The sequence below is a fragment of the Collinsella aerofaciens genome (assembly GCF_020709435.1).
Taxonomy (GTDB): domain Bacteria; phylum Actinomycetota; class Coriobacteriia; order Coriobacteriales; family Coriobacteriaceae; genus Collinsella; species Collinsella aerofaciens_AU.
Window position 1 is genome coordinate 142,986 of record NZ_JAJFDP010000002.1, and the last position, 17,633, is coordinate 160,618.

Genomic DNA, 17,633 nt, shown 5'->3' on the forward strand with positions numbered 1-17,633 from the left:
CATCTGTCTGTGTCTAAGCATTTGCTTGGTTATGTCTCGCCCCGCTCTCTGTGGGGCTGGCAACTACTCTGTATGACTGCCACCTCCCCGCTTGATCAGGAGCGCGACCACGATCAGTGCAGCTCCGGCGACCGCTGCGGCGGCCACGGCGTACATTGCCATATCGCCTGTCGAGGGCATAAAGCCTCCGGTGACAGTGCTAGGGGGCGTGCCGGTGGGCGTGTTGATGAGCGACGCCTCCAGGCTGCCCGTTGACCCGTCCGCGCTGTCGGCGCGCAGGGGCGACTCAGCGGTGATGGTGAGCTTGGGCTTGGCAGCGGCCACCTGGTCAACATCCAGGCCCTCGGCCTTGACCGTCACGGAGCGCGTGCCATCAAAGGCGGTGTAGCCCTTGGGCGCCTTGAGCTCACGGACCTCCAGCTTGCCCGAGTCCACGCCCGAGACGGTCACGCGGCCGTCCTCGCCCGTGGTGACGGTAACCTTGCCCTCCGCATCCCACGTGCCATTGGCCGCGAGCGTGCGACCGCGATCGTCGGTGATGCTCAGGACCGCCCCGGGCAGCGGCTTGTCGCCGTCGCTGCCGCGCTTGGTGAGCGCGAGATCCCAGGTGTAGGCGCACGCGTCATCGCTCGGCGTGCGGGTGAAGCCAGCGTCGCCGGACTGGTCGGCAAAGGGAGAGCGCGGGTAGCGCAGGTAGACCTCGTTGGGGTTGCCCTTGGCGATGCCGTGGTTGCATGCGCTGTTGAGCGGCGCGTTGTACACGGCGACCACGCGGGCGCCCGCGGTGAAGGCGTCGGCCCCGCCGAGCGCGGCGATGAGATCGCCGGTACGCACGGTGAAGGTCTTGCCGTCGGCCGCTACCTTGGTGGCGCACTGGGCCGTGATATCGGTCCAGCCCTTCGCGGGCTCGGTGCCGGCGCGGCCGTCCTTGCCGGTCGAGACGGCGTCGAAGCCGCCGTCCGTGCCCGCCGCCACGTACACGCGCATGCTCGCGGCCACCTTGGAGGGGTCGAGTCCCGCGCTCATGGTGTCGACGAACCGCACCGTATAGGTGTCATAGGCCGTGAGCCCCGCGGGGACCGTAGCCGAGAGGCGCCAGTACAGGTCGTCGGCGACCGTGGCGTCGGCGGCCTTCTGCCAGGCGGCGGTGCTGTCCTCCAGCACATGCTTTTTGACCTTGGGGGTCGCGGCCTTGGGCTTGACGGCGACGGCGCTGCCGCCGACCAGGGCCATGATCGGCGCGGTGCCGGCCTCGTTCTGGGCGATGGCGTCGTCGTCGGCGACGATGAGCCAGTAGCCGCAGGGCAGCTCGGCCGCCGTGCCCGCGTTAAGGGCCACGGGCTCGGCGCCAGAGCTCTGGAGGGAACGAGCGAGCTGTGCGCTCAGCGCGCTCGAAAGGTGAGAATCGGCGTTGAGCCACTCGGCGGCTTCCTGCGCGGTGGTCTGGGAATTGGGCATGCCCGCGCTGTGCAGCACAGGCAGGACAGCGTCGCGCGCGGCGTTGTTTGCCCAAGCGAGGCCGGTGGCGATCTTAGCGTCGTTGTCACCGTCGACGACATTGGCGCTAAAGATCTGGTAGGCGTTGTAGCTGCTCGCCACGGTGCCGCTCACCGTAATGGAACCGGTCGAGGTCGGCGCGGCCTGCGCGGAAGCGGGGAACACGACCGCGCAGGCACCGATCAAGAGGGCGAGCAGCGCAAATAAGATCGGGAAGGAGCTAACATTCTTATTCACGACGCTCACCCCCCTTCGCATTCGCCTTGCGACGAATGTGCATCCAGGCCGCAGCAGCGCAAAGCACCGCCGCGCCGGCAAGGTACGTCAGAGTGACGCCCGACATACCAGAAAGGGGCAAAGAGGTGGAGTAGGTGTTGGTGAAGGTGGGGATGGAGGTGTCGGTGGAGTTGGGGGCGGAGGTGTCGATGAACGTCTGTTCTTTGGCATTGTCTTCTGCTGTCCAATTGCCTTCGGAGTTAACGGTTCCCTTCATGTAGGTCACCCTACAGTTGATCTCTCCTGTTTTGGTGTCATACATTGGCTTAACCGTGAACCTATAGACCGAGTGGTCGTACGTGTAGTGCGAGAACTGCGAACCGTCGGTTTTCTCGCGCACATAGTACGTAAAGGTCTTGAAAGAGCCACCCGTGGAGCCGCCCGGGTCGCCGGGATTATTGCTGATATCAGAGAGCGAGTACTTGAGCTCAATCGTGTCATTGTTTTCGTCCATGAACGGAAGCGTCTGCGTCTTCTCAGAACCAGAGGTCACGGCAGCACCGATGATGTTTTTAAATTCGCTGTCTTCCGCAAGTTGAAGCGTAAACTCCTTCATCTCGCCACCCTCAACAACCTTAGTCGCCTTAGGAGTCCAGGAAACCTCAGGGTCGTACGTATTGGTGAAGGTTGCCTTATTGGTGGAGGTTGCGCTGCTGGAGTCGACGATCGAATAATACCCATTATCATCTGCTGACGCAGTCCTCGGCGAGCTAGCTGAACCCCCAGGATTCTTAGTCACGTCCACCCTATCAATCGTGAAGTTATAGACCTTAAGATCTTTAGGCTCATCCGGCTTTCCCTGTGTCGGAACAGACATAAGTACAGTCGGCGTGCATTTGACTGTCACCTTAATCTCGTATACAGCACGATCGTAATGAACACCAGGCTTATCGCCCGCATCTTCGACCAAGTAGTATGTAATTTCGCCAGTACCCTGCGCTAAGAATTGCTCGCGAAGCTGTTCGTTGTTAAGAAGCTCGCTAAGCTTCTCGCTAAGGTCAAAGGCGATGTTGCCTGCGGTATTCTGGGCAGATTTGACAAACTCGCAGCCACCATTGATGAAATTACCATTATCGTCCCAAGAAGGCGCCTTCGCAGTACCCGAGTTCTTGCGATAAACCGAAAAGGTGAACTCCCCATCTTTGAGGTCTCGGCCGGCCAACTCCTTGGTCGCCTTCAGCTTAAGGCTCGGGTAGGCGTACGCATCCGCAGGCTCGCCTAGGTACAAGTCGCCATTCGACATGATGCCGCCGCCATGGTCCCAGGAATAGTTGCCCGTGATGAAAGTTGTCGCTTCATTCTGCGCTTGATTCCGCGCATTAATCGCCGCCTCATCCTTGGCCATAACACCCGACATAACACCCGAGGTCAGACCGATGCTATTTTTTACCCCAACAGCACCGTTGGCGGGGATGTTGATAGCTTTTTCAAGTTCGATGCTTCCCGAGTACCGGGCGTCTCCACCACCAAGCATCTCACCAGTCACAACTGCGATCGACGTATTGTGATCATGCGCTGCGAGGAAAAAATCGGCATGACCATTGTCACGAAAAACCGGTTTCAAATAGGCGGTATAGTCTTGATTCTTACCGTCGCCGCCTTTAGAAAGATGGGGCGCTTTGTCATTGCCGGAATTGCCCTCTTGCTTGTAAGCAGGATTAGGATGATTTTCGCCAGGAAACTCATTACCGGCAGACTTATTGCCAAAGATTGCCGTGCCTTCAGTGTTCGTTACCAAGGTCTTACCCGATGGGCAAACCGCAACGCCGCCACCATAGCCGCCAGCGGTATTGCTGCTTATATACGAGTTGTATACAAACAGCCTGCCTGCGTTATCCGCGTTATTCGAATCACCCTGAACAAAGATGCCGCCGCCGCCCCAGTCGTAGCGAGACATGCAGCGATTGTTTGTGATGTAGACTGTACTTTTTTTAGTGCCGTTACTATCTTTAGGGCCGTTAATCATCGCGTCAACCTTCTGGCCCACTCGGATGCCGGCACCTTCAGATCGGTAGCTCATGTTAGAGGCAATATATCCTCCCGTAATGTTGAGCCATGCCATACCTTGGTAAGAAATATTGGTAACGTAAACGCCGCCGCCAGCTTCCTCGGAATAGTTGCCAGTAATCTGGCCGCCTTTAATGGCGACATCGGCGCCGTTTCTGGCAGCAAGCCCAGCGCCGCCATGACAACCATCGCCATCTTTACCGCAGAATTTGGCATAGCGATTGTTCGTAATGTAACCGCCGGAAACAGTAACGCTGCCGCCATATTCGGCCATGATGCCGCCACCAAAGCCAGCAGAATCAAGCGTGCTGTTGCCGGAGATTACGCCATTAGTTATGGTGACCGTGGAAGCGTTGGCATGCACACCACCGCCACTATAAGCGCTGTTGCCGGCAATTACGCCACCGGAAATGTTGAGGCTCGAATTGTTGCATATTTCAATTCCGCCGCCCGCACGCAAGCTGGAAGCACCACACACATAGCCGCCGCTCATGTTGACGGTAGAGCCGTTCTCGGCATAAACCAAGCTGCTAACGCTGCCACCTTGTTTTTGCGTGATCACGCCGCTCACAAGGTTAAACGTGCCGCCCTTGCCGTTGTTGTTATACAGATTGATGAGCTTTAGATTTGCGTTGCCGCCGCACGCCACGATGGCACCCTTAATATCGACGTTATGACTGACAAGCGTCTCGATTGTCCCTGTACCACTCGGGGTCGATTTGGTCACGTAGTAGGTAAGATTAGACGGAATGCCATCAACGTAATTTAGCACGGCTTTCTTGCCATAATTATCGGGATTCAGCTTCTGCCCCTGATCAGTCAGCTGTTGGACATCGTTGACCGTCTCAGTCACCGGCGCGGAGTCCTTAATTTCGTCCTTAATTGTAAGTGTTGCGCCATTAGCAACATCAAATAACGGCTTATCGGTGTTCAAGCACTTGATCTTATGACCGTTTAGATTAAGGGTGATATTGATAGGGTTGTTGTCAGTTTGTTCAAACCTAATCTCTTGGTTGCATTCAATATCGTTAACGAGCTCAAAAATAGCTGAGCCGGATGCATCGCGAAGTTTCATGTCAAGAAGCTTCGTGCTGAGTTCAGCCCCACTGCTGATTGTATAAGTCAATTCATTATTTGCAGCAAGTGAGATTGCGCCCTCGCCGTTAGCACCGTCATCCGCAGGTTGTGCGTCGGAAGGCTGCGTGTCACCCTCGACCTTCGTGTCGTCGGACGGCAGGCCTGCGGCAGCGGCGTCTTCGCTCGCGCCACCCTCAGCGTCGTCACTATTCTGGTTTTCGGTATCCCCGTTGGTAGTGTCGTCTACATCAGTAGACTCAGTTGAGGAACCCCCCCCCCATCACAGTTTCCTCGGTAGAAACCGTCTGGGCATCGTTGGCAATGGCCTGCGAGATCGGAGGCATGACGAGCGACAGCACCAGGCTCAAAACGGAGGCTCCGCACAAAACGCCTGCCAGTACGCGGCGCGTCGCTTTTTTACTCTGCTTAGTTTTTTCTGAATTCGCTTTCATTGATGTCTCCTCACCAAGAGACCGCGATCTTGCTCTTTCACTATCAAACGTATCTGCGCAATCTGTAATTGCGCACGCTTAGTAATACTATTGTAACTATTGTTTAAACATCCGAGCAACAAAACCGACATTTTTGTAGCCAGTTCTCAATTCGCTTGACATTTACTCAGATTTGCTTTCTTTTATTCGCTATAAAATATCTGTTTCTACTGGTAATTAAGTTAGTTATCAGTTTTTTAATAGCATTTTATTTATTTGCACAACATTTTGCTCAAGAGCAAGCATCCTGTGAACGGTCGAAAATCGACCGTGAACGGTAGGTCATTAACCGGGAGGAATAGACTACCAAATTGATGGGAATATCTTTACCTCATCGGTAGTTAGAAGCATGATGTTCAGACAGCGTTATTTGAATTTTCGCGCAGATTTTAGGTATCAATTCACCCAAATCGCCAGAGGCCACCGCAAAGGAGCCTGCCCCCTTTGCGGTGGTTCTCCCCCCCCGGGCGCTACAGCAGATGTTCCTCGATAAAGATCGCGATGCCGTCTTTGTCGTTGCTCGCGGTTACAAAATCGGCGGCGGAGCGGGTGTCATCGCTGCCGTTTGCCATGGCCACACCCACGCCGGCGTCAGCCACCATGCAGGTGTCGTTATCGGCATCGCCAAACACGCAGATGTCCTGGAGCTCCATGTCGTTGAGCTCTGCCACGCGCGCAAGACCGCGCGTCTTGGACACGCGCGGATCCATGAACTCGTAGAGCCGCTGCGTGGTTTGCAGAGCCGCCGCCTTAACGGTGTTATCGGCAAACGTCGACGCCCGCTCAATCACCCGCGGCATCACCTCGGGCGCCATGGTAAACATCACCTTGGGCTGCGGTTCGCGCAAAAACTCGGCAAAATCGACAACCTTATAGGGCACGCCGTCGACACGCGATAAATGCTCGACGCACGCGTTGGTCTCGGGAACGTAGAACACGCCGTCTCGGGGGCAAACGGGCGTTGCCGGAAGGTCTGCCATGTGCTTGCAGATGCGCGCGATGGTTTCGCCCGGCAGCGGGTAGCTCAGCTCGTTGATGCCGTGCGCGCGATCGATGACCTCGGCGCCGCCGCAGCCCACCATCACGTCCACCAAGCCGTCGATGCCCCAGAGCTCATACATGGCCTCGGTCGCGTGGGCGTCGCGCCCGGTGCACAGGCCAAAGAGCACGCCGCGCTCGCGCAGGGCGCGGATCGCCGCCACGGCGCGCGGTGACACCGTGTGCTGACTCGTGAGCAGTGTGCCGTCGATATCGCAGAACACGGCTTTGATGTGGTTGAAGGTGGTGTCCATGGGAGCCTTTCTGGGTTGTGCGGCGGTGCTGGATGTATTCGCAAACGGCATACATGGTATACCAAGGCGCAGGTGCGGCCCCTCAAAGCAAAACCATCACAAAGGTGCCTGGCCCCTTTGTGATGGCCTGGCCCGCAGAGGAGCCGGACTCGCAGGATGGCCTGGTCCTGAGCGCAATCCATCACAACATTCGACGTTTTTCGGCAAAATCGCGATTTTCATCGAATGTTGTGATGGTTTTACTGCCTTGCGGCACGATCCAAATGCCGGCGTCCAAACAGCAGCAGCGCCGCGGGAACCGCCGTCACGACCATACCCGCCCCGATGAGCGTCTGCTGCACGCCAAACGTCGCCGCCAGCCACGGGGCAATCGCCAGCGGGGCCACGCCGGCGAACATATTGCCAAAGCCCATGACCGAGTTCACGCGACCGAGCTGCTCGAGCGGGGCCGTCGTTTGCACGATAGTGTTGTGGAGCGGGTTGACAACGCCCCAGGCCACGCCCAGGGCAATCTGGCCGACAAGGGCTACGTCCACGTACGGCGTTCCCACGTAGAGCAGGCTTCCCAGACCCACGGACATAAGTGCCGCGAGCAGCATTTTGAGGCTGACGAAGCGTGGCGGCAAGCGGAGCGCGACCACGGCGCCCAGCACCGCACCCACGCCGGATGCCGAAGAGAGCCAGCCCATCCACTCAACGCCGACGTGCAGGACATCGCGGTAGAAGAACGACTCCAGCGGATCGAAGGCACCGTAGCCAAAGTTCGAAAGAAAAATGATGCAGAAAAGTAGCGCGAGGACGCTGTTGGTGAAGACTGTCTTGATGCTGGCTGCGAAGGTGGCGCGGGTGGATGTGCTGGGGTTGGAGCTTTGTCCCGCACGCTCCCCTTCCTCTGACGAATCGGCATCCGCATCTCCGGCGACATGGCTGGTCTGCGGCCTAAAGCCCCAACCGGCGACGAGCGCCAGTACGGTAAAGATCATCATGAGCACGAACACCGCGCGCGACGACGCAGCCGCCGCGACAAAGCCGCCCAGCGTGGGGCCAACGATGATACTCACGTTTGAGAACATGGCGATGGCGGAGTTGATGTCTTTGAGCTCAACGGGGTCGTCGGTGAGATACGCCGGATAGGACGTGGCGATGGGCTGGGCGAATCCCATCACAAAGCCCAGGAGCACCGCGCCGGCAAGGACTGTTCCGGTCGCGCTGCCAAAAACGAGGATCGCCGCGCCAGTTGCGAGAGCGCCGATGATGCTCAGCAAGAAATGACGGCGTGGGCCCCAAGCGTCGAGCGCCGCGCCGCCCGCAAAGGATCCCAAGATCACGAATACGTTCATAAAAAGGACGGCCAGCGATGTCGCGACGACCGAAGCGCCGTCCGCATAGGTGAGCGTCCCGATGACGCCGATAAAGTAGCTGGTCTGAAAGCCGGTGTAGATGAGAAAGCGCATCGCCACCAGGCGCTTGGCCTGCACGGACAGCGATGATTGAGGCTTTGAGAAAAGAGAGGCGAGCATGGAGACTCCTTGTTTCATACGAATGCGGACGGCGAGCATTCGCCACCGTCTGCCAAATCAATCTATCCGTATGAAACATTAAGGACGCATCAAGCCCCCTTCTCTCCGTTTTTCGCCCGTCATGAACTACTTGGTAGATTGTAAGGCATGCCCCACACATCTACCAAAGCAAAATCCACCACAAAGGTGCCTGGCCCCTTTGTGGTGGAAATGGCGCTTGCTCAGATAAAACCTGCCAAAATAAACCTGTCCCTTTTTGGCAGGTTTTAGGCCAGATGATCTTGGATAAGATCGCAGATGGCTCGGGCGTCGTTGATGTTGATGGCTCGGGTCGCGAAGCCGGCGTCGAAGGCCTGACGCGCCAGGGCTTCGTTGCAGGCAAGGGCCAGCGTGTGACCGTCGACCAGGTCGAGCGAGCTCTTGCCGCGCAGACGGTCGACACCGGAGCGCGCGACGACGATGCTGTCGAAGCCCTCGGTCTTGTAACCCTCGATGATCACCACGTCGACATCGTTGTAGCGCGACAGCAGCTCGCGCGCGGGCATCTCGTCCTCCTCGCGCGTATCGGCGTACTCCGCCCAGCGCGTGGCGCAGATGAGCCCCACGTGCTTGGATCCGGCCTGGTGATGGCGCCAGGTGTCCTTAGCGGGTACATCGATATCAAAGCCGTGATGCCCGTGATGCTTGAGCGAACCCACGCGCAGGCCGCGGCGGGTGAGCTCGGCGATAACCTTCTCGACGAGCGTGGTCTTGCCCGAGTTTTGGTAGCCGATAAACGCGATCGCAGGGACGACCGGTGCCGGAGCTGCGGGCGCGACGGCGACGGGCGCGGGCGCGGGTGCGTCGCCCGCAGCTCCCGCGGCTTCAACAGCGGCGGCCTGACGCTCTGCGCGATTCCACACACCCGAGCGGCCGCCCTCCTTGTGCAGCAGACGCACGTCAACGATCTCCATGCCGCGATCGACGGCCTTGCACATGTCGTAGATCGTTAGGCACGCGGCGCTCGCGCCGGTCAGAGCCTCCATCTCGATACCAGTCTTGCCCGTCACGCCGGCCGTGACCAGTACGTGAAAGCCAACCTGCCCGTCCGCGCGCGCCGGCGCCCAGCCCTCGAGCACGTCCTCGGCCGGCGTCCCCGCCGCAGCGATGGGCGCAATGTCGCACTTGCTCTTGGTAATGAGCAGCGGATGGCACATGGGGATGATGTCGCTCGTGCGTTTGATGGCCATGATGCCCGCCACGCGCGCGCAGGCAAGCACGTCGCCCTTTTTGGCGCGGTCCTGCAGCACCATGGCTTGCGTCTCGGGGTGCATGAGGATGGTGCCCTCGGCGATGGCAATGCGATGAGTCTCGGCCTTGTCGGACACGTCGACCATGCGTACCTCGCCCTTGGCGTCTACGTGCGTCAGCTCGTCGCGACGGGCATCACGGGTGGGCTCGACGGCAGTGTTGGCAGTCGGCTGCGCGGACGCGTCGGCGTTGCCAGCATTCGCCGTAGCCGTGACTTTGTGGGCAGACATCGCGGCCCTGCGAGCGGCCTTGGTGGCATCGGCGTACCTGCTCTTGGCCATATGATCATCCTCCGATTTGGGACATAAATCGTTGCGTGCCCTCAATTATCGCGTGTTCCTGCGGTTTGTGGGCCACGGCATCGCGCCAAATCGAAAGTACCTGCATATCATCACCACGGCGCAGCGCCTCACGCACCGAATACTCGGCATCGCTGAACAGGCACGGACGCACGTTGCCATCGGCCGTCAGGCGCAGACGGTTGCAATTCGCACAAAAATGGTTTGACATGGCGCTAATAAAGCCGACTGTTCCCGCCGCGCCCGGAAAGTGCCAATAGCGCGCAGGGCCCGCGCCGGCAGGAGCGTCGTTGATGTCGAGCGACTCGAGCTCGCCCAGTCCCGTCGCGGCGGCCCCGGCATTGATGCGCTCCCGCAGCTCGTCGCTCGGCACGGTGTCGCTCGCGTCCCACAGCTCGGGATTGAGCGCGGGCGCATGCGGGTCCACAGCGCAATGCGAGCTCGTACGCTCGTCGCCAATGGGCATGTATTCGATAAAGCGCAGGTGGATGGGGCGATCGAGCGTGAGCCGCGCGAGGGCCGCCACATCCTGGTTGAGCCGGCGCACAACAACGCAGTTGACCTTAACGGGCTCAAAGCCCCAAGCCAGCGCCGCATCGATGCCAGCCATGGTCTGCTCGAGCCGACCCAGGCGCGTGATCTTTCCAAACAGCGTAGGGTCGAGCGTGTCGAGCGAGATGTTGACGCGGTCAAGCCCGACATCTTTGAGCTGCGGCGCCAGGTTGGGCAGCAGGGCGCCATTGGTGGTAAGCGAGATGTCCTCGATCTGCGGGATTGCGCGGATGTCACGAATGAGCGGGATGATACGGCGGCTGACCAGCGGCTCGCCACCCGTCAGGCGCACGCGGCGAATGCCCTCCCCCGCCACCAAGCGCACAAAGCGGGCGATTTCCTCGGCGCTGAGCAGCTCGTCGTGCGCACGGGGCGCCACGCCGTCGGCCGGCATGCAATAGATGCAGCGGAAATTGCACTTGTCGGTAACGGCAATGCGCAGGTAGTTGATATCGCGACCAAAGCCATCATGTTGCACGAGCCCGTCCATGCAGCCCTCCCCTCGTGCAGCGATTTATTCTTCGGGAAACATAATACCCCACGGGAAGAATGGGTCGACATGCGTACGACAGGACAGGTCGCTTCGAGCAAAACGGACTTCCCAAGCCCATCCTCAACATCCAAACCGTCCCAAAAATCGATGATTTTCTTCAATATCGAGAAAAGCATCGATTATTGAGACGGTTTGCCTGCCCACGGCACCCCGTAGAAGGACCAAAGCGCCCCTAAAGGCCGCCATCCCAGTGCCGAATCACGAATTCTCGCAGGTCGTTCTGACGTTTCTGGAATGCCTCGCTCCGGTCGCACTTAAGGCCCATAGCGAGCGCGATAGCGTTCATCGCCCGGTGCAATTGCAGCTGATGGGCAAACTGAGTCCCGGTGAGGATGATCATCCTAAAGCCCAGCGCACCCAGCACGGTCATACGCTCCGCATCCGACGCGCTGCGCTGTTTATCAAGATGGTCCGAGCCGTTGTATTCAATCCCCGTACCGCTCGCGGGCGCATATACGTCGATCTCGAAATACCCGGCCTTTGCGAGATACTTGAATTCGTTGGGAACATCGACCCGATGGCTGAGCTCAACCTTGGCGTATCCCAGCCCTCCCTGGGAACGTTTTGCTACGACCATGATTGCGGTGGCCGTCTCCATGGGCGATCGCGCGCCATCGTGCACCCGCTTGAGCACGGCGGCCGCGCGTATAGCCCCCTGACGAGATCGGTTCTCATTGCAATAAGCAATCAAGTCGGCAACGGTATACCTCTGCCCCATCTCGGTATAATCGCCTGTCGACAGATGATTCAAATGGTATCGGGCACAGATTTCGTAGCCATATTCCAGCTGCTCGGGCTCGCTCATCCACGAACCCGCTTGGACAAAGCACATGGCCTCATCAACCACCAGAAGGCCCTCTGCCACCTCGATAAGATGGCCTGGAGGTACCGGCGCCCCAAACACATGGCACCTAAATCCAGCCGGCGTCGAGCGCTCAAAATCGAAGTTGACGAGCGTATCGATATGATCGAGCTCTTCTCGTGGAATACCAAGCGAGACCAGATAGTCGGCAACGATCCCAACTGCCATTGAAGCCCTCAGCCCCTTGGCATCGAGTCCCAATTTGGGCAGGCTCGCGGTCGGCTCCGCCTCGCTAGCAAGCGAGTCCTCATCGTATAGGCTGCTTGCTCGCGAGAGCGGCTCGGACGGGCGCGCCACGTTGTGGTACAGCCAGGCAGTCTTATGGGACAGGACGATCGGCAGGTCCATGAGCCCTCCAATGGAGTCGGATAACCAACCTTATTCCCCTGCCCACTGATCCGCACACCTTCGTGCACAAGAAAGCGATTCCACCCGGTCGAGTGGCAGAAAAACCATCACAACATTCGATGCTTTTCCTGATTTTGGCAAAAACCGTCGAATGTTGTGATGGTTTGAGGTGAGGGGCACGGAGGGATCAAAGCATCGTGCTCGAACGGGTTAATCCAGCTCTTTTAAGCCATGCGCCAGCTGCCAGTACTCGCCGTGCTGGGCGAGCAGCTCTTCGTGTGTGCCGCGCTCGATGATGCGGCCGTGTTCGAGGACCATGATGGCGTCGGCGTCGCGGACAGTGGACAGGCGGTGCGCGATCATAAACGTGGTGCGACCGCGCATGATGCGGTCCATACCGCGCTCGATGAGCTTTTCGGTACGCGTGTCGATGGAACTCGTGGCCTCGTCCAGGATGAGCACCGGCGGATCGGCGACGGCCACGCGCGCGATGGCGAGCAGCTGACGCTGACCCTGCGACAGGTTGGCGCCGTCGGCCGTGACCGGTGTGTCGTAGCCCCGCGGCAGGCGGCGGATAAACGAGTCGGCGCAGGCGGCCTCGGCAGCGGCGCGCACCTCCTCGTCGGTCGCGTCGAGCTTGCCAAAGCGGATGTTCTGCGCAATGGTGCCGCTAAACAGGTGCGTGTCCTGCAGCACAATGCCGAGCGACCCGCGCAGGCTGGCCTTGGCAATGTGCTTGACGTCGATGCCGTCGTACGTGATCTCGCCGTCATCGACCTCGTAGAAGCGGTTGATGAGGTTGGTGATGGTCGTCTTTCCGGCGCCCGTCGAGCCCACAAACGCGATCTTTTGCCCTGGCTTGGCAAACAGGTTGAGATCCGTGAGCACACGGGTGCCCGGCACGTAGGAAAAGTCCACGGCATGGAAGCGCACGTCGCCGGCAAGCGGGACCAAGCCGCACGTGAGCTCGGTGCCGTCGGCGGCCACCGCGCGGCCCGACTCATCAACGGCTGCCACGTCATGCAAGTGCCCGTACGCGCCCACGCCCTGGCCCTCGGGAATCTTCCACGCCCACGCGGCGTCGCCCGTCTGCACCAGCTCCACGCAGCCCTCGTCCACCTCGGGCTTAAGGTCCATAGCCGCAAACAGGCGCTCGGCACCGGCCAACGCATTGAGCAAGAAGTTGCCCAGCTGCGTAAACTGGTTGATGGGCATGGCCGCCTGGCGAACGAAGACCAGGTAGCTTGCAAGCGCGCCCACATCGGCCAGGCCCTTGATGCAGAGCATGCCGCCCGCCACGGCGACGATGGCATAGTTGACGTAGCCAATCACGACGGTCATGGGCACCATGGAGTTAGCATAGCTCACGGCGGCGGTGCCGGTGCGGCGAAGCTCGTCGTTGCGGCAGGTGAAGCCGGCGACATTCGCTGCCTCGCGGTTAAAGACCTTGATGACCTTTTGGCCCGAGACCATCTCTTCGATATATCCGTCCAGGTCGCCAAGCGATGCCTGCTGGGCGGCAAAGAAACGCTTAGAACGCGCGCCCGAGTAGCGCGCATACAGCACAATGGCCGCATCGCACACGAGTGTGATAATCGTGAGCTGCCAGTTAAGGATGATGAGCATGGCCGTGGTGCCCACAACCTGAATAGCGGCCTGAATCACGTTGGCAAAGCTGTTGTTGAGCGCCTCGGAGACAGTGTCGACGTCGTTGGTGAAAAAACTCATGATGTCGCCCGAGCGCGTGCTGTCAAAATAACTGAGCGGCAGCGTCTGGATGTGCGCGAACAGGTCGCGGCGAATATCGGACACCACGCGTTGGGCCGCGCGCACCATGATCTGCGAGTAGCCCAGGGCCGAGAGCACGCCCGCGGCGTAGATGATCGCCGTCAGGATGACCTGCTTGGCGAGCAGTTCCTCCCCGCCCGTGGCCAAACCGTTAACGATGGGGCGCACCATGTAGGTGCCGGCGAGGCTCGCGATGGCGGCGACGGAGGCGAGCACGCCCACCGCGAGCAACGAGAACTTGGCATGCCCCATGTAGGAGAGCAAGCGGCGTACAGTGCGCTTGAGGTCGGCCGGGCGTGCTTGGGCTGCGGTCTTAGGCATGGCGCTCACCCCCTTCCAAGGGTGATCCGCATGCGACGGAGGAAAACGGATCATTCGCGCAGCCACCGTCGTTGCCATCGCCGGCGTCCGCGTTCCCCGCAAACTCCATCTGCGAGGCGTAAATCTCCTGGTATATGTTGTCGCCCGCCAGCAATTCCTCGTGCGTGCCCACGCCGTGGACACGACCGTCGTCCAGCACCACAATACGATCGGCATCCATGACACTCGCGATGCGCTGGGCGATGATGAGCACGGTCGCATCGGGAATCCGAGCGATGTGCTCGCGAATCTTTGCGTCGGTCGCCATATCGACCGCGCTGGTGGAGTCATCAAAAATGAGCACGCGCGGGTGCTTGAGCAGCGTGCGCGCGATGCACAGGCGTTGCTTCTGGCCACCCGAGACACCGGCGCCGCCTTGGCCCAACTCGCCGTCCAGCCCGCCGATGCGATCAAGGAACTCGTCCACGCACGCCGCGCGGCAAGCCGCGAGGAGCTCATCGTCCGACGCCTGCGGATTGCCCCACTGCAGATTCTCGCGCACGGTGCCCGTAAACAGCACGTTCTTTTGCAGCACAATGCCCACGGCGTCGCGTAGGGTCGCGAGGTCGTAGTCACGCACGTCACGTCCGCCCACAAGCACGGCGCCCTCGGTAGCGTCGTACAGGCGCGCAATCAGCTGCACAAGCGAGCTCTTGCCCGATCCCGTACCGCCGAGGATGCCCACCGTCGAGCCGCTCTCGATGCGAAGGTCGATATGCTCGAGCACATCCTCGGCTGCATCCGCGCGGTATTTAAAGGAAACGTCGCGAAACTCGATACTGCCGTCCGCTGGTGCCGCAATCGCGAGGTCTCCCGCGGGGTTGGCGATAAAGGGTTCCTCATCGAGCACCTCGGCGATACGGCCCACACTCGTAAGAGCGCGCGTGAGCAGCAAAAACACGTTGGAAATCATCATGAGCGAATTCATGATCAGCAGCACGTAGCTCATAAAGCCCGTGAGCGAGCCCACGCCCAGCTTGCCGGCGAGAATCATGCGGCCGCCAATCCACAGGATAGAGAGCGCAGCCACGTACATCGACAGCTGAAACACCGGCAGGTTGAGCACCGCGTTGCCAAAGGTCTTCGTCGCAGTGCCGGCGAGCTCGGTATTGACGGTGTCGAACTTGGCCTCCTCGTGCTCGGTACGAACGTAGGCCTTGACGGCACGCACGGCGGTGAGGTCTTCCTGTACCACGCCGTTGAGGTGGTCCATCGAGGTCTGGAGTTGGCGGTAGAGCGGACTGACGCGATAGGTGATGGCGCCCAGTACGATTGCCAGCACGGGCAAGATGATCGCAAAGACGGTGGCGAGCGGGCGCGACAGCATCAGCGCGTAGATAAGGCCGACGATAAGCGTCACCGGGCCGCGCACCATAGGGCGAAAGCCGTTGCCCACAGCATTTTGGATAACGGTGATGTCCGTGGTCATGCGGGTGACGAGTGAGCTGGCGTCGTAGTTGTCCAGGTTACCAAAAGCGAGCGTCTGAATCTTTTTGTACTCGGCCTCGCGCAGGTTAGCGCCTAGGCCCGAGGCAACGCGGGCGGACGTGCGGGCATAACCCAAGCCCAGTACCAGCGAAAGCGCGGCGCACACCAACATGTACGCGCCCTGCAGCAGCATGTAGTTGATATCACCCGCAGGCACGCCCACATCGATGATGTTGGCCATGATGACCGGGATAAACAGCTCGAGCACCGTCTCGACCGACACAAAGAACACGCCGAGGATGGCGTCGCGACGGTATGCCCCTAGATAGGAAAACAGTATTTTGAGATTGCGCACGCAGGTTCAACCCCCATCAAACGTTGTTCGCAAACGCACGTATTATTGCGCGCCGAATAATGGTGTCAAGTATTCCGAAATCGTTTTCTGCAAGGTTAGCGCCGGCGGCGAGTTCTCGTGATGTGTGTCCATATTCACTCGGAATAATGGTGCGCGAGACTTTTTTCGCTCCGGCGTCAACACAAAGCTTGACTCTACAATCGTTGTAGGGTTTTCACTACACTGGTACGTAAACGAAACAAGCCAGAAAGTCCCGCCCATGGAACACGACCTCACACGCGGCAATGTCCTTAAGACCATCGCGGTCTTTGCCCTGCCCTATATGCTCTCGTACTTTTTGCAGATGCTCTACGGCATGGCCGACCTGTACATGATGGGGCAGTTTAGCGGCGCTGCCGGCATCACCGCCGTGGGCAATGGCGCGCAGACGCTCTACATCATTACCGTGACGCTCGTGGGTCTGGCCATGGGAACGACGGTCATCGTCGGCCACGCCGTGGGTTCGCGTCGCTTCGATCGCGCCGAGACCGCCATCGGCAACACCATTACGCTCTTTATGGGTGTCTCGGTGGTGCTGGCCGCTGTCCTGCTCGCGCTGTGCCCGCAGATCGTGGCACTCATTGGCACGCCGGCCGAGGCAGTCGAAGGAACCGCCGCCTACCTGCGCATCTGCTTTGTCGGCATTCCCTTTATCGCCGCGTACAACATTCTTTCGGCCATCTTTCGCGGACTGGGCGATTCGCGCTCGCCCATGTACGTGATTGGCGTGGCATGCATCATTAATATCGCGCTCGATTTTCTGTTTATCGGCCACATGGGGCTCGGCCCCGTGGGCGCGGCGCTCGGCACGGTGACCGCCCAGACGGCCAGCGTTGCCCTCGCGCTCGTGTGGCTCAAGAGCCGCCGCACGAACATCCACGTTAAGCGCAGCGACCTGCGCCCCCAGCCCGAGGTGCTCGGCAGCATTCTTAAGATCGGCGTGCCCGTGGCCGTGCAGGACGGCTGCATCCAGGTGGCGTTTATGTTTATCACCGTCATCGCCAACCACCGAGGACTCGTCGACGCCGCCGCCGTGGGCCTGGTCGAGAAGATGATCAGCTTCTTGTTCATTGTGCCGAGCTCCATGGGCGCCACCGTCAGCGCACTCACGGCGCAAAACGCCGGCGCAGGCAAGGGCGATCGTGCACGTCAGGTACTCAAAGATGCCATGACGATCTCGGTAGTGTATGGCTGCCTGATCACAGCGCTGATGTGGCTGGTGGCGCCGGCGTTTATCGGCTTTTTTGCCAAGGACGCTGCAGTGGTCGCGGCCGGTACCGGCTATATGCGCAGCTACATTTTCGACGCAATCTTTGCCGGCATCCACATTTGCTTTAGCGGCTTTTTCGCTGCGTACGGCAAGAGCTACATCGGCTTTGCGCACAACGTGCTGGCCGTGGCGCTCATTCGCGTGCCGGGCGCGTGGCTGCTGTCGAACGCCTATTCCAACACGCTGTTTCCCATGGGCATCGCCTCGCCGTGCGGATCGATTTTGTCGGCAGTCATTTGCGTGATGGCATTTACCGTACTCAACCGCCGCGGAGCTTTTGACAAGCTGATGGCGTAGAGGATCGTTTGCGTCGTACGACCTCGGCGCCC

11 protein-coding genes are annotated in these 17,633 nt (G+C 59.8%); 1 reads left to right on the forward strand and 10 read right to left on the reverse strand.

From position 1 onward, the window contains the following. Nucleotides 1–63: 63 nt before the first annotated feature. From LK493_RS02385 to LK493_RS02435, 10 genes are all read right to left on the reverse strand, one after another. Entirely contained in the window at nt 64–1,734 is a 1,671-nt protein-coding gene (locus LK493_RS02385; RefSeq protein ID WP_227789994.1) for an isopeptide-forming domain-containing fimbrial protein, read from the reverse strand. Beyond that, nucleotides 1,727–4,855 (reverse strand): Spy0128 family protein, encoded by a 3,129-nt coding sequence (locus tag LK493_RS02390; protein WP_227789995.1) that lies wholly within the window; start codon nt 4,853–4,855, stop codon nt 1,727–1,729. The genes LK493_RS02385 and LK493_RS02390 overlap by 8 nt, the downstream gene beginning before the upstream one ends. Nucleotides 4,856–5,114: 259 nt before the next feature. Then, nucleotides 5,115–5,309 (reverse strand): hypothetical protein, encoded by a 195-nt coding sequence (locus tag LK493_RS02395; RefSeq protein ID WP_227789996.1) that lies wholly within the window; start codon nt 5,307–5,309, stop codon nt 5,115–5,117. A gap of 509 nt (nt 5,310–5,818) precedes the next feature. Continuing rightward, nucleotides 5,819–6,640, reverse strand: a complete 822-nt coding sequence (locus LK493_RS02400) for a Cof-type HAD-IIB family hydrolase (RefSeq protein WP_227789997.1) — start codon at nt 6,638–6,640, stop codon at nt 5,819–5,821. Between the two features lie 239 nt (nt 6,641–6,879). Next, complete coding sequence (locus LK493_RS02405) at nt 6,880–8,160, reverse strand: MFS transporter (RefSeq protein WP_227789998.1); 1,281 nt, start codon at nt 8,158–8,160, stop codon at nt 6,880–6,882. A gap of 266 nt (nt 8,161–8,426) precedes the next feature. Further along, a complete protein-coding gene (gene mobB / locus LK493_RS10350; protein ID WP_408583384.1) occupies nt 8,427–9,731 on the reverse strand; it encodes a molybdopterin-guanine dinucleotide biosynthesis protein B in 1,305 nt (434 codons plus the stop codon). 4 nt (nt 9,732–9,735) lie between these two features. Beyond that, nucleotides 9,736–10,791: a GTP 3',8-cyclase MoaA gene (moaA, locus tag LK493_RS02420; RefSeq protein WP_227789999.1), complete on the reverse strand. Its 1,056-nt coding sequence runs from the start codon at nt 10,789–10,791 to the stop codon at nt 9,736–9,738. 235 nt (nt 10,792–11,026) lie between these two features. After that, nucleotides 11,027–12,064 carry a hypothetical protein gene (locus LK493_RS02425; protein ID WP_227790000.1) on the reverse strand — a complete coding sequence of 346 codons (1,038 nt, stop codon included), beginning with the start codon at nt 12,062–12,064 and terminating at the stop codon, nt 11,027–11,029. Nucleotides 12,065–12,274: 210 nt separating this feature from the next. Beyond that, the gene (locus LK493_RS02430; RefSeq protein ID WP_227790001.1) at nt 12,275–14,173 is read right to left on the reverse strand and encodes an ABC transporter ATP-binding protein; all 1,899 of its coding nucleotides are present in this window, start codon (nt 14,171–14,173) and stop codon (nt 12,275–12,277) included. Next, entirely contained in the window at nt 14,166–15,995 is a 1,830-nt protein-coding gene (locus tag LK493_RS02435) for an ABC transporter ATP-binding protein (RefSeq protein WP_227790002.1), read from the reverse strand. Before LK493_RS02435 ends, LK493_RS02430 begins: the two co-directional genes overlap by 8 nt. A gap of 259 nt (nt 15,996–16,254) precedes the next feature. Here LK493_RS02435 and LK493_RS02440 point away from each other — a divergent pair, with 259 nt between their 5' ends. Next, a complete protein-coding gene (locus tag LK493_RS02440; protein ID WP_227790003.1) occupies nt 16,255–17,601 on the forward strand; it encodes an MATE family efflux transporter in 1,347 nt (448 codons plus the stop codon). Nucleotides 17,602–17,633 lie beyond the last annotated feature (32 nt).

What these genes read in the sequence shown, in the direction of transcription:
- LK493_RS02390 (WP_227789995.1), bottom strand. Translation starts at nt 4,855, where the DNA reads ATGAAACTTCGCGATGCATCCGGCTCAGCTATTTTTGAGCTCGTTAAC.
- mobB (WP_408583384.1), bottom strand. Translation starts at nt 9,731, where the DNA reads ATGGCCAAGAGCAGGTACGCCGATGCCACCAAGGCCGCTCGCAGGGCC.
- LK493_RS02430 (WP_227790001.1), bottom strand. Translation starts at nt 14,173, where the DNA reads ATGCCTAAGACCGCAGCCCAAGCACGCCCGGCCGACCTCAAGCGCACT.
- LK493_RS02405 (WP_227789998.1), bottom strand. Translation starts at nt 8,160, where the DNA reads ATGCTCGCCTCTCTTTTCTCAAAGCCTCAATCATCGCTGTCCGTGCAG.
- LK493_RS02425 (WP_227790000.1), bottom strand. Translation starts at nt 12,064, where the DNA reads ATGGACCTGCCGATCGTCCTGTCCCATAAGACTGCCTGGCTGTACCAC.
- LK493_RS02395 (WP_227789996.1), bottom strand. Translation starts at nt 5,309, where the DNA reads ATGAAAGCGAATTCAGAAAAAACTAAGCAGAGTAAAAAAGCGACGCGC.
- moaA (WP_227789999.1), bottom strand. Translation starts at nt 10,791, where the DNA reads ATGGACGGGCTCGTGCAACATGATGGCTTTGGTCGCGATATCAACTAC.
- LK493_RS02440 (WP_227790003.1), top strand. Translation starts at nt 16,255, where the DNA reads ATGGAACACGACCTCACACGCGGCAATGTCCTTAAGACCATCGCGGTC.
- LK493_RS02400 (WP_227789997.1), bottom strand. Translation starts at nt 6,640, where the DNA reads ATGGACACCACCTTCAACCACATCAAAGCCGTGTTCTGCGATATCGAC.